General features: G+C 73.0%; 12 protein-coding genes. 2 read left to right on the top strand and 10 right to left on the bottom strand.

The window, feature by feature from the left end; translation table 11 throughout:
• From GTW08_RS15310 to GTW08_RS15300, 3 genes are all read right to left on the bottom strand, one after another.
• The coding region (locus GTW08_RS15310) for a hypothetical protein (protein ID WP_161152103.1) at nucleotides 1-215 on the bottom strand (215 nt) is incomplete at its 3' end.
• A 48-nt stretch (nucleotides 216-263) separates the two neighbouring features.
• Nucleotides 264-476, bottom strand: a complete 213-nt coding sequence (locus tag GTW08_RS15305; protein WP_062395825.1) for an MbtH family protein — start codon at nucleotides 474-476, stop codon at nucleotides 264-266.
• A gap of 38 nt (nucleotides 477-514) precedes the next feature.
• Nucleotides 515-1,897, bottom strand: a complete 1,383-nt coding sequence (locus GTW08_RS15300; protein WP_073574555.1) for a lysine N(6)-hydroxylase/L-ornithine N(5)-oxygenase family protein — start codon at nucleotides 1,895-1,897, stop codon at nucleotides 515-517.
• A 679-nt stretch (nucleotides 1,898-2,576) separates the two neighbouring features.
• On the opposite strand from GTW08_RS15300, the gene GTW08_RS15295 reads away from it, so the two are divergent.
• Entirely contained in the window at nucleotides 2,577-3,911 is a 1,335-nt protein-coding gene (locus tag GTW08_RS15295; protein WP_083658159.1) for a diguanylate cyclase, read from the top strand.
• Nucleotides 3,912-3,917: 6 nt separating this feature from the next.
• Here GTW08_RS15295 and GTW08_RS15290 read toward each other — a convergent pair whose 3' ends face one another.
• From GTW08_RS15290 to GTW08_RS15270, 5 genes are all read right to left on the bottom strand, one after another.
• Entirely contained in the window at nucleotides 3,918-4,547 is a 630-nt protein-coding gene (locus tag GTW08_RS15290) for a TetR/AcrR family transcriptional regulator (RefSeq protein ID WP_073574554.1), read from the bottom strand.
• Between the two features lie 32 nt (nucleotides 4,548-4,579).
• Nucleotides 4,580-5,731 (bottom strand): acyl-CoA dehydrogenase family protein, encoded by a 1,152-nt coding sequence (locus GTW08_RS15285; RefSeq protein WP_073574553.1) that lies wholly within the window; start codon nucleotides 5,729-5,731, stop codon nucleotides 4,580-4,582.
• Nucleotides 5,732-5,759: 28 nt separating this feature from the next.
• A complete protein-coding gene (locus GTW08_RS15280) occupies nucleotides 5,760-6,521 on the bottom strand; it encodes a 3-hydroxyacyl-CoA dehydrogenase (protein ID WP_073574552.1) in 762 nt (253 codons plus the stop codon).
• 34 nt (nucleotides 6,522-6,555) lie between these two features.
• Nucleotides 6,556-7,704, bottom strand: a complete 1,149-nt coding sequence (locus GTW08_RS15275) for a thiolase family protein (protein ID WP_073574551.1) — start codon at nucleotides 7,702-7,704, stop codon at nucleotides 6,556-6,558.
• A 250-nt stretch (nucleotides 7,705-7,954) separates the two neighbouring features.
• On the bottom strand, nucleotides 7,955-9,319 hold the full coding sequence (locus GTW08_RS15270; RefSeq protein ID WP_139282720.1) for a dicarboxylate/amino acid:cation symporter: 1,365 nt from the start codon (nucleotides 9,317-9,319) through the stop codon (nucleotides 7,955-7,957).
• Nucleotides 9,320-9,566: 247 nt separating this feature from the next.
• On the opposite strand from GTW08_RS15270, the gene GTW08_RS32710 reads away from it, so the two are divergent.
• Entirely contained in the window at nucleotides 9,567-10,106 is a 540-nt protein-coding gene (locus GTW08_RS32710) for an Lrp/AsnC family transcriptional regulator (RefSeq protein ID WP_083658157.1), read from the top strand.
• A gap of 6 nt (nucleotides 10,107-10,112) precedes the next feature.
• Here GTW08_RS32710 and GTW08_RS15260 read toward each other — a convergent pair whose 3' ends face one another.
• The gene (locus GTW08_RS15260; RefSeq protein ID WP_073575254.1) at nucleotides 10,113-11,894 is read right to left on the bottom strand and encodes an acyl-CoA dehydrogenase C-terminal domain-containing protein; all 1,782 of its coding nucleotides are present in this window, start codon (nucleotides 11,892-11,894) and stop codon (nucleotides 10,113-10,115) included.
• Nucleotides 11,895-11,940: 46 nt separating this feature from the next.
• Nucleotides 11,941-12,628: FAD-dependent oxidoreductase (locus GTW08_RS15255; protein WP_161152102.1), on the bottom strand; the 688-nt coding region annotated here is incomplete at its 5' end.

The raw sequence follows: 12,628 nt of genomic DNA, 5'->3' as shown, positions 1-12,628 counted from the left end.
CCGCGCCCGCGCAGCACCGACGCGAGGCGCCCCGCCCGCTCGTCGAGCCCGGCGTAGGTGAGCTGCTCGCGGCGCTCCCCCGAGCCGCACTGCACCGCCACGGCGTCCGGCGTGGCCGCGACCTGCCGGGCGAAGAGCTCCGGCCAGGTCGCGAGCGCACCGTCCGGCAGCGGTCCCGGGCGCGGGTCGGACGGGGACGGCAGCGTGCGGGTCACGGGAGGCGCTCCAGGGGTGGTGATGCGGGACGGGCGGTGTGGGACGGGTCAGCCGGCAGCGCGTTCGCGCAGGCTGCGCGGCCGCAGGTCGGTCCAGTGCGTCTCGACGAAGGACAGGCACGACGGCTTGTCGGCCGGCCCGTGCTCGACCGTCCAGCCGGCGGGGACCTCGGCGAACGCGGGCCACAGCGAGTACTGGCCCTCGTCGTTGACCAGCGCGTAGAAGCTGCCCTCGGGGTCGTCGAAGGGGTTCGTGGACATGGCTCTCCCTGGGATCGGCGGAACGGGTGGGGTCGCGCTCAGACGACGACGGGCGTCGGCGCCGTCGATGGCACGGGGGCGCCGGTCAGCGAGGCGACGACCTCGCCGGACCGGACCGCGATGTTGGACAGCAGGGTCGAGGTGATGCCGTGCGTGTGCTCGGTCGGTCCCTGCAGGTAGAAGCCGGCCCGCACCGCGGTGCCGTCGGCCAGCGCGGTGGTGCCGAGCCGGTAGTCGCGGTGCACGTCGAGCCGGCCGCGGGCGTCGCGGGCGCAGGCCTCGTCGAGGCCGCCGGACAGCAGCCACAGCGGGTCGGCGGGGCGGTAGCCGGTCGCGTAGACGACGGCGTCGGCGGTGATGACCTCGCGCGAGCCGTCGATCAGCGACTCGACGGCCAGCTCCACCCGGTCCCCGACGTCGACGACGTCGGCCACCCGCGACACGTTGCGGAAGCGCAGGCGCTCGGTCCCGGCGACCCGCTCGTGGTAGTGGGTGCGGTAGAGGCCCTCGATGAGCTCCGGGTCGACAACGGAGTAGTTGGTGTTCGCGTGGTAGCCGAGGATGCGGTCCTTGACCTCGTCCGGCGCGGTGTAGAAGTCGTCGACGGCGGCCGGGTCGAAGATCCGGTTGGCGAAGGAGGTGTCGTCGGCGGGGCTGTAGCCGTAGCGGGCGAACACCGCGTGCACCTCGGCGGTCGGGAAGGTGCGGTGCAGGTGCTCGACGGTCTCGGCGGCGCTCTGTCCGGCGCCGACGACGGCGAAGCGGGTCGGCTCGGTCCCGGCGAGCTCGCGGGTGCGGAACAGCAGATCGCGGTTGTGCCAGACGCGACCGCCCATGGTGATCCCGCGCGGCAGGACGGGGGTGAGCCCGCAGGCGAGGACGACGTTGCGGGCGCGCAGGCGCTCCACCCGGTCCCCGGTGCGGACGACGACGTCGACGAGCTCCACGCCGTTCCCGCCGCGGACCGGCTCGATCTCGAGGACCTCGCTGCCGTAGTCGACCGTCACCGCCGACCCGGCGGCCGCGCTGATCTCCCCCACCCGTGCCGCGGCCCACTCCAGGTAGTCGTGGAACTCGCGGCGGGTCGGGAACGACGAGCCGTAGTTGATGAAGTCGGCGAGCCGGTCCCGGTCGTGGAGGTAGGACAGGAAGGAGAAGCCGCTGGTCGGGTTCCGCAGCGTGACCAGGTCCTTGAGGTGCGAGACCTGCATGGTCGCGTCCTCGAGCAGCATCCCGCGGTGCCAGCCGAACCGCTCCTGGCGCTCGACGAAGCGGGCGCTCACCCGCGCGTCGGCGGGGACCGTCGCGTTGTGCTCGAGCAGGGCGATGGCGATGCCGAGGTTCGACGGCCCGAACCCGACCCCCACCACGTCGAGTACCTCCGGGGTGGAGTGGGGGTTCGCGTTCGCAGGGTTCGCCATCACTGTCCTCTCGTAGCTTCGGCACGCCTCAGATAAGGCGAGGCTAACTGCAACACGGAGGTGGATGTCCCGCCTAGGGGGTGATCGCCGGGGCCCGGCCCCGAGGGACCGTCCGCACTGGTCAGCGTCGCGACGTGACGCAGGTGTCACCCATTGGGAGTACAAGGCGCAACGGTGCACGCACCGCCGCACGAGGGTGTCGCATGTCCCGCCCGCGCGTCATCAGATCTGATGAGAGGGCCTGTCGGGCCACCCGGGGCGTGAGCGCGCCGGCCGGTGGCGCCCCCGGCCGCGCGACGGCGCGGAACGGCGGCGCCGCGCGGGACGACCGAGTGTCCCGCGCGGCGCCGATGACGGTTCACCAGTCCCAGTTGCGCACGAGCGATCCCCCCTCGACCGGAGTGCTTCTTCCCGTCCCGGAACGGACGCCGCTGCGCTCCGCACGTGAGGACGCACGGCGTGCTCCACGATCGAGTGATGACGTGGCCAGGGTAAGCGACGGACAACGCTCCGTCACGATTTAACGTGGACCTGAGGCGTTCGCCGTCGGTTCCGGGCCGTTCGGCGCGGATTCCGGCCACCGGGGGACGAACGGCAAAGGCTTGCCTTACCCGCGGGTAGCCTCGGTCCATCCCCTGACGCAGCCGACGAACAGGCAGACGACGTGACCTCTGGCCCGGTGGCACCGCACCCGGCCGGTCGCCGCCGTCGTGCGCCGGACACCCGGTCGCTGCTCGGCCTGCCGCTGCGCCCGCTGCTGCTGGTCCTGGTCGTGGAGACCGCCGCGGTGGCCGCGGTCGTCGCGGGCCTGCTCACCGGGGACCCGCCGGTACGGACCGAGGTGCTGCTCTGCGGGCTGCTGGTGCTGGTGGCCGCGGTGCACACCGAGCTGTCGGTCAACGCCGAGCGCCTGCGGCGCCGGATCGCCGCGACCCGCTACATCAACATGACCTCGGTGTGGACCTTCGCGGCCGCGCTGCTGCTGCCGCCGGGGCTCGCCACGGTCGTCGTCGTCGTCATCTACCTGCACCTCTACCTGCGGGTGGCCCGCCCGAGCGGCACGCCGCCGCATCGCCAGGTCTACAGCGCGGCCACGGTGCTGCTCGCCGTGCACGCCGTCGCGGGGCTGCTCGCGCTGGTCGACGGCCGGGCCGGGGCGCTGGCGACCCCGCAGAACGCGGCGCTGGTGCTGGGCGCGCTGGTCGCCTACACGGCGGTGAACACGCTCCTGGTCGTGTCGGTGCTGCGGCTGACCGCACCGGGCTCGCGGTTCCTCACGATCCTGCTGGGCGGCGACATCGGCCTGGAGCTGGCGACGCTGTCGATCGGCGGGCTGGTCGCGGTCGTGCTCGCCAACACCTCCCCCTGGTTCGCGTTGCTCGCGGTGCTGCCGCTGCTCGTCGTCGAGCAGACCACCCTGGTGCGGCAGCTGGAGGCGCAGGTCGACACCGACGCCAAGACCGGGCTGCTCAACCCGGCGGCGTGGCGCTGGCGCAGCCGGCAGATGCTGGAGCGCGACACGCGTACCGACCGGGCCGCCGCGGTGCTGATCCTCGACCTCGACCACTTCAAGGGGGTCAACGACCGGTACGGCCACCTGGCGGGCGACGACGTGCTCCAGGCCGTCGCCGACGTCCTCACCGCCGAGGTCCGCGACCAGGACCTGGCCGGCCGGTTCGGCGGCGAGGAGTTCGTGGTCGCGCTCGGCGGGATGCGCACCGACGACACCCCGGCCGCCCGCGCCCGCGAGGTCGCCGAGCGGATCCGGCGGGGCGTGCGTGCGCTGCAGGTCGACACCGCGACAGCCGGGCTGGTCACCGGGCTGTCGGTGTCGGTCGGGGTCGCGACGACGCCCGACCACGGCACGGACCTCGACGGCCTGCTGGCCGCCGCGGACGCCGCGCTCTACGAGGCCAAGCACGCGGGCCGCGACCGGGTGGCGGTCCGGCGCCCCGCACCGCCGGTCGCCGCCGAGGGCGCGACGCCGCCGTTCGGGCTGAGCTTCGGCACCTGAGCCGGGTCACGGCCCCAGCAGCACCCGCGCCAGGTCCTTCCACTGGGGCAGCATCGCGTCACCCGCGGGGTCGCGCGGGTCGAAGGTGTAGGTCAGCGCGGTCCCCCGCATGGAGGTGAGCAGCAGGTCGCGCAGCTGCTTGAACCGCGGGCGGCCCGCCAGCTCGCCGCCGAACATGCGGGCCATCGACGCGCGGATCGCCGCACCGAGCCGCTTCTCCTCGGGACGCAGCGCCTCGGCGATCTCGGAGTTGGACCGGGCCGCGGTCCACAGCTCCACCGCCGCCCAGAAGTGCGGCTCGGAGAAGCTCTCCCACAGCAGCTCGATGACCCGGTCGGCGCGTTCGAACAGGCCGACCTGGTCGGCGTCGAGCACCCGTCGCACGCGTTCCTCGGTGTCGGCGACGCGTTTGACCGCGAGGTGCTGCGCCGCCGCGACCAGCAGTCGGTCCCGGCTGGGGAAGTGGTGCAGCAGCCGGCCGCGCGAGACGTCGGCGGCCGACTGGATGGTCAGGGTCGTGGATCCGGAGTAGCCGCCGTCGATGAGGCAGGCGACGGCGGCGTCCAGGATCCGGGCGCGGCTGTCCGAGGACCGCTGCGCCCGGCTCCTGACCACCGGAGTGGGTTCGGTGTTCATGATGTGGTCATGATCGCCTGTCGGTCATCGGCTCAGAGTCCCAGACCCCGGCCGATCACCTCCTTCATGATCTCGGTGGTGCCGCCGTAGATCCGGGTGATGCGGGCGTCGGCGTAGGCCTTGGAGACCGGGTACTCGCTCATGTAGCCGTAGCCGCCGTGCAGCTGCAGGCAGCGGTCGGCGACCCGGCCCTGCAGCTCGGTGCACCAGTACTTCGCCTTCGACGCGTCGACGGCGGTGAGCTCGCCCGCGTTGAGCGCGCGGACGCAGTCGTCGACGTAGTGCTCGGCGAGGTCGATCTCGGTGTCCATCTCGGCCAGGGCGAACTTCGAGTTCTGGAACGAGCCCACCGGCGAGCCGAAGGCCTTGCGCTCCTTGACGTAGGCGAGGGTCCCGTCGAGCACCGCCCGGGCCGCCGCCGCACCGGCGATCGCGATCGACAGCCGCTCCTGGGGCAGCTTCTCGACCAGCTGGACGAAGCCCTTCCCCTCCTCGGTCCCGAGGAGGTTCTCCACCGGGACCTTCACATCGGTGAAGGACAGCTCCGCGGTGTCCTGGGCGTGCATCCCGAGCTTGTCGAGGTTGCGGCCCCGCTCGAAGCCCTCCATCCCGCGCTCGAGCACGAGCAGACTCATGCCCTTGTGCTTCTGCGACGGGTCGGTCTTGACCGCGACGACGATCAGGTCGGCGTTGATCCCGTTGGTGATGAAGGTCTTCGCGCCGTTGACGACGTAGTGGTCGCCGTCGCGGATCGCGGTCGTCGACATCGACGCCAGGTCCGAGCCGATACCCGGTTCGGTCATGGCGATGGCGAGGATCGTCTCGCCGCTGACGACGCCCGGCAGCCAGCGCTGCTTCTGCTCGTCGGTGCAGTAGGTGAGCAGGTAGGGCAGCACGATGTCGTTGTGCAGGGTCAGGCCGAGGCCGGACCCTGCGGCGCCGACACGCAGCAGCTCCTCGCTGATGACGGCGTTGAAACGGAAGTCCTGGACCCCGCCGCCGCCGAACTCCTCGGGCGCGTCGATGCCCAGGAAGCCGTTCGCACCGGCGGTGGTGAACAACTCCCGCGCGACGGCGCCGTCACGTTCCCACTGCGCCTCGTGCGGGACGATCTCCTTCTCGACGAAGGCGCGGAACGCCTCCCGGAAGTCCTCGTGGTCGGACTCGTAGAGCGTGCGCTTCACGGCGCCCCCTCCCCTCGGGTGGTCGTGACTAGCGGGGCTGCATCCGGATGGCGCCGTCGAGACGGATCGTCTCGCCGTTCAGCATGGGGTTCTCCACGATGTGGGCGGCGAGCTTGCCGTACTCCGCGGGCTGCCCCAGCCGCGACGGGTGCGGCACCTGCTTGCCCAGCGAGGTCTTGACGTCCTCGGGCAGCCCGGCCAGCAGCGGGGTCTCGAACAGGCCCGGGGCGATGGTGCAGACCCGGATGCCGAGGTCGGCCAGGTCGCGGGCGATCGGCAGGGTCATGCCGACGATGCCGCCCTTGGACGCCGAGTACGCGGCCTGCCCGATCTGCCCCTCGAACGCCGCGACCGAGGCGGTGTTGATGATGACGCCGCGGTCGCCGTCGACCGGCTCGGACTTCGCGATCCGCTCGGCGGCGAGCCGGATCACGTTGAACGTGCCGATCAGGTTGACGGTGACGACCTTGGTGAACCCGTCCAGCGGGAACGGGCCCTTCTTGCCGTAGGTCTTGATGCCGTTGCCGATGCCGGCGCAGTTGACCGCGACGCGGACCGCACCGAGCTCTTCGGCGGCGTCGAGGGCGGCGGTCACCTGCTGCTCGTCCGTGACGTCGGCGGCGACGAAGCGGACGTTCTCCCCCAGCTTGTCCGCGACGGCCTCACCCTGCGACGACGGCAGGTCGATGATCAGCACCTTGGCGCCGAGCTCCACGAACTTCTCCGTGGTGGCGAGGCCCAGGCCGGACGCACCGCCGGTGACGACGGCGACGGAACCGTTGATGTCCATGTTCTGTCTGTTCCTTCCGGGTGGGGAGCGGGTGTCAGAGGAGCTCGAGGATGGTGGCGTTGGCCTGGCCGCCGCCCTCGCACATGGTCTGCAGGCCGTAGCGGATGCCGTTGTCCCGCATGTGGTGCACCAGGGTGGTCATGATCCGGGCGCCGGAGCCGCCGAGCGGGTGGCCGAGCGCGATCGCGCCGCCGTTCGGGTTGAGCAGGGCGGCGACGTCGCCGTCGTCGTCGGCGATGTCGGCCAGCCAGGCCAGCGGCACCGGGGCGAAGGCTTCGTTGACCTCGAAGGCGCCGATCTCGTCCAGCGACAGGCCGGAGCGCTTCAGCGCCTTCTCGGTCGCCGGGATCGGCGCGGTCAGCATGATCACCGGGTCGGCCCCGGCCAGCACCGCGGTGTGCACCCGGGCGATCGGGGTCAGGCCCAGCTCGCGGGCCTTCTCGGAGGTGGTCATCAGCAGCGCGGCCGAGCCGTCGGAGATCTGCGAGGAGTTGCCGGCGTGGATGACGCCGCCCTGGTCGGCGTCCTTGAACACCGTCTTGAGCTGGGCGAGACCCTCCGGGGTGCCGCCGCGGCGGACACCCTCGTCGGCGGTGACGCCGGCGATCGGGGCGATCTGGCCGTCGAACCGGCCGTCGTCCTGCGCGGCGGCGGCGCGCTCGTGCGACTGCAGGGCGAACTCGTCGAGACGCTGACGCGAGAAGCCCCACTTCTCGGCGATCATCTCGGCGCCGACACCCTGGTTCGGCGCGACGCCGTAGCGCTCGGCGAAGTCGTTGCCCAGCGGGTCCTGGTCCTGGCGCGAGGAGCCCATCGGGACCCGGGTCATGGACTCGACGCCACCGGCGACGGCCACGTCGTAGTGCCCGGCGATCAGACCGGCCGCGGCGAAGTGCACGGACTGCTGGCTGGACCCGCACTGGCGGTCGACGGTCACGCCGGTGACGGTCTCGGGGAACCCTGCGGCCAGCGCGGCGTTGCGGCCGATGTCGAAGGTCTGCTCGCCGCTCTGGGACACGCAGCCCCAGATCACGTCCTCGATCTGCGCCGGGTCGACGCCGGACCGCTCCACCAGGCTGCGCAGCACGTGGGCCGACAGGTCGGTGGGGTGGATGCCGGCGAGGCCGCCCTTGCGCTTGCCGACCGGGCTGCGTACAGCCTCGACGATGACTGCGTCTCGCACGGTGTTCGCTCCTTCGCGACGGTGGACGGCGCCCGGGACGGGGCCGTCGGCTCGCCACGACGGTAGCAGGAAACAGTCAGTGTTGACTGCCACGGGGCGGTGCGACCCGGGTCACGCCGACCGCGGAGCTCCCTCGACCGGCGCGCCACTGTCGATCGGCACCTCGGCGCCGCCGGGGCGGCGCCGAGGTACTGATCGATCCCGGACCGGCGCCGCGGTACGGGCGCGACGGGCCGGTGCGCGACCGGGGTCAGGCGGAGGTGGCCGACACCCGGCCGGCCGTCGCACCCTCTACGGAGGCGGTGGCCTCGGTGGCCGTGGTGGCGTCGGCGGGATCGGCGGCGTCGCGCCCGAGGATCCCCTCCTGCGCCGCGACGAGCGTCGGCACGGTGATCTGCCCGGCGACGTTGGTGGCGGTGCGCATCATGTCGAGGATCGGGTCGATGCCGATCACGACCGCGATCCCGGCCGCGATCACCGCGGGCGGCATCCCGACCGCGGCGAGGGTCAGGGTCAGCATGGTGAACCAGCCGGTCGTCCCGGCCGTGGCCAGCGCCCCGAACACCGCGACGGCGACGATCACCAGGTACTGCCACACCGCGAGCTGCACCCCGGAGATGTGCGCGACGAAGATCGTCGCGAGCGCCGGGTAGACGGCGGCGCAGCCGTCCATCTTGGTGGTCGTGGCCAGCGGGACGGCGAACCCGGCGTAGTTGCGGTTTACGCCGAGGTCGATCGCGGCCTGCCGGGACATCGGCAGGGCGGCGCCGGACGAGCGGGAGACGAAGGCGAACTGCAGCACCGGCCAGGTGGTGCCGAAGAAACGGCGCGGCCCGATCCCGGCCACGACCTTCAGCAGCAGCGGATAGACACCGAACAGGACGATCGCGCAACCGAGGTAGACGGTGCCGATCAGCCCGGCGAGCGAGGAGACGACGCCGCTGCCGTAGGTGGCGAACGCGGTGCCGATCAGGCCGAGCACGCCGATCGGGGCGAGCACGACGATCCAGCGGATGACCGTCAGGACGATCTCGAACGCCGAGCGGGAGAACGCGACGAACGGCTCGGCCTTCTCCCCCAGCGCGTAGGCGGCGGCGCCGACGAGCAGCGCGGCGACGACGACCTGGAGCACGTTGTCGTCGGCGAACGCGGCGACCGGGTTGTCCGGCACCAGGTTCGACAGCAGTGCCTCCCACGACCCCGCGGTCCGCGCGCCCACGGCCTCGACGTCGGCCGGGTCGGCGGCGATCGTGACGCCCTCACCGGGCCGCCCGATCAATCCGATCGTGATGCCGATCAGTACCGCGACCAGGGAGGTCCCGGCGAACCAGGCGACGGTGCGCCCGCCGAGCCGGGCCGCGGTGCGGCCGCCGCCGAGGTCACGCAGGCTGACGATGCCGACGACGATCGCGAGGAACACCAGCGGCGCGACCGTGAACTGCAGCAGGCCGGTGAACAGTCCGCCGACGGTGTCCAGCGTGGTCGCGAGACCCGCGGACGCGGTGACCCGGGCGGTCAGCCCGAGCAGTGCGCCGAGCACGAGCCCGGCGACGGTGAGCAGTGCGAACACGCGCGGGCGCTGCCAGGCGCGTGCGGCACGGACGACGAGTGACACGGGTTCCCCCAGGAGGTGCGGTACGGGTGTGGTCGGCGGTCAGCGCCGACAGCCCGTGGCCGGACGGCGGCACAGGTCGATCACCCGCCGGCACACCAGCCACACACCCGTCCCCCGCACAGGGGGAGCAACGGACCCGTTCGCCGCGATCTTCCCGCCGGACGGGGGCACGGAGCGTGACCCGCACCTCCGTCCGGGGCCGTCACCGCGCCCGTGAGGTGGTCTCGACGCCCGGCAGGTCGCGGCCGTGCGCGCGCTGCGCCGGGCGGACACGACACCGCAGGCGGCGGGTGTCGATCTGCGGGGGCCGGTGTACGCGCCGCTGGTGCGGGAGCTGTGCGCCGACGGCCGGGCGAGCGCCGCGGAGCTCGCGGACCGGGTCGGGCGGCCGGCGTCGACGGTGCGCCGGCAGCTGTCGGCGCTGGTGCGCTCGCGGGCACTGGTGTTCCGCTGCGAGGTCGCACAGCTGCTGACCCGGTGGCCGATCTGCGTGACGTGGTGGATCCGGCTGCCGACCGCCGCGGTCGAGAACGCGGTGCGCCGGGTCCGTACCGATCCGCGGGTGCGGCTGTGCCTGTCGCTCACCGGGCCGGAGAATCTTCTGGTCACGGCGTGGACGCACTCGCTGGGCGAGCTGGTCGGGATGCAGTCGGCGCTGGAGCGGTCGCTGCCGCAGGCGCAGATCGTGGACACCTCGGTGATCCTGCGGACCCGCAAGCGGATGGGGTGGCTGCTGCACCCCGACGGCCGGGCCACCGGGGCGTGCGTCCCGGTGTTCCCCGGCTGAGGAGGGTCAGAGCCAGGCGTCGCGGACGTCGAGCGTGGTCCGGTCCAGCGACGCGAGCAGGTCCAGCTGCGGGCCGGTGCGGGGCAGCTCGTGGCGCACGAAGTAGCGGGCCGCGGCACGCTTGCCCTCGTAGAGGTCGCCGTCGCGGCCCTCGGCGGCGAGCGCCTGCTCCAGCCAGATCCAGGCGAGCACGACGTGCCCGACGGCCTCCAGGTAGACCGAGGAGTGTGCGACCGCCAGCGCCGGGTCGTCCTGGCCGTGCACGATCCCGGTCACCTCGACGACCCGGTCCACGGCCGCCGCGACGGCGTCGGCGTGCGCGGCGAGTTCCCCGCCGACCGCGCGTCCGCGCTCCACGGTCTGCCCGATCGTCTCCCGCAGCAGCGTCAGCCCGGCGCCGCCCTGCATCACGACCTTGCGGCCCAGCAGGTCCAGGCCCTGGATGCCGTGGGTGCCCTCGTGGATCGGGTTGAGCCGGTTGTCGCGGTAGAGCTGCTCGACGTCGTGGTCGCGGGTGTAGCCGTAGCCGCCGTGGATCTGGATGGCGAGGGCGTTGGCGTGCAGGCACCACTGCGACGGCCAGCTCTTCGCGACCGGGGTCAGCACCTCCAGCAGCAGGTGCGCCCGGCGGCGTTCCTCGTCGGTCCCCGCGGTGCGCTCCTCGTCGAGGAGCCGCCCGCAGTACAGGTTCAGCGCGAGCGCACCCTCCACGTAGGACTTGCTCGCGAGCAGCATCCGGCGCACGTCGGTGTGGGCGACGATCGGCACCTGCGGGCTCGCCGGGTCCTTCGCCCCGGCCGGGCGGCCCTGGGTGCGGGTACGGGCGTGGTCGAGGGCCAGCAGGTAACCGGCGTAGCCGAGTGCGGTGGCACCCGCCCCGACCCCGACCCGGGCCTCGTTCATCATGTGGAACATCTGGGCGAGACCGGTGTGCGGCTCCCCCACCAGGTAGCCGACGGCGCCGGCCTCCCCGCCCGGGGTCGCGCGGCCCTCGCCGAAGTTCAGCACCGTGTTGACGGTGCCGCGGTAGCCCATCTTGTGGTTGAGCCCGGCGAGGGCGATGTCGTTGCGTTCGCCGCTCTCCAGCACCCGGGGCACCACGAACAGCGAGATGCCCTTCACCCCGGCCGGTCCGCCGGGGATCTTCGCCAGCACGAGGTGGACGATGTTCTCCCCCAGCTCGTGCTCGCCGCCGGAGATCCACATCTTGGTGCCGGTGATCCGGTGCGTGCCGTCGTCGCGGGGCTCGGCCCGGGTGGTGACGTCGGCCAGCGACGACCCGGCCTGCGGCTCGGACAGGCACATCGTGCCGAAGTAGCGGCCCTCCACCATCGGGCGCACCCAGGTCTGCACCTGCTCGGAGCTGCCGTGGGTGAGCAGAAGGTTGGCCGCGGCGACGGTGAGCATCGGGTAGGCGGCGGTGGCGACGTTGCCGGCGTGCAGCCACACGAAACACGCCTGGACGACGACGGCGGGCAGCTGCATCCCGCCGACCCGCTCGTCGAGCCCGGCGCCGACGATCCCGGTGTCGCCCAGCACCTTCAGCGCGGCGCGGACCTCGTCGGGGAGCGTGACGCGCTCGCCGTCGAACTCGGGCTCGCGGGTGTCGGAGACCTTGCGGTGCGGCGCGAAGTGCTCGGTCGCGACCTGTGCGGCGAGGTCGACGACGGCGTCGATGGTGTCGAGGTCGTGCTCGGCGTAGCGCTCGCGGTCGCAGAGCTCGACCACCCGCAGCCAGTCGTGGAGCAGGAAGTCGAGGTCGGCACGGGAGATCAGCTGCGCTCGCACGGCACCCACGATCGCACCCCGGGGCGGATCCGGGGAAGCGGGCCGCTCAGCCCCCGGCCGCGAGCGCCGGGGTGAACGCCGGCGACCCGGACCGGCCGGTCCGCACCAGGTCGGCGACGAGCTCGCCGACGGCCGGGGCGTACTTGAAGCCCTGCCCGGAGAACCCGCCGAGGACGACGGTGCGCGGCTCCCACGGGGCGAGCGCGACGATCCCGCGGCGGGTCGGGGTGTAGCCCTCGACGTAGGACTCCAGCCGGGCGGGCCGGTCGGACATCCCGGCGAGGCGCGCGGCGACCGCACCGGCCCAGTCCCGGGTGTAGCCGGCCTCGACCCACGGGTGGTGGTCGGCCGGCGAGTGGACGCGGGGCTGCGGCTGCTGGTGGTTGATCTTGACGGTGGCGCCGTCGACGGCGGGGAAGAACGTGTGCACCGGTGCCGCGGTGTGGATCCCGGGCGGGAAGACCGCGGGCGCGAACCGGGCGGGGTCCCGCACCCCGAACCAGCTCAGCACGACGCGGCGCTGCTCGATCCCGATGGCGCCCGGGACGAGACCGGCGCCGTGGCCGGTGGCGATCACGACGTTGTCGGCGACGGTCTCGCCGTCGACGGTGTGCAGCACGCCGCGCCCGCGCCGCCTGCCGATGCCGACGACGGTGACGCCCTCCCGGACGGCCGCCCCGGCCCGGCGGGCCTCCGCGACGAGCCCGCGGGTGGCGGTGCCGGCGTCGAGCAGC

Origin of the sequence: Pseudonocardia sp. SID8383 (genome assembly GCF_009864975.1) — a bacterium.
GTDB classification, from domain to species: Bacteria; Actinomycetota; Actinomycetes; order Mycobacteriales; family Pseudonocardiaceae; genus Pseudonocardia; species Pseudonocardia alni.
The sequence above is the reverse complement of the archived record's forward strand: the minus strand, read 5'-3'. Positions and strand labels throughout refer to the sequence as shown.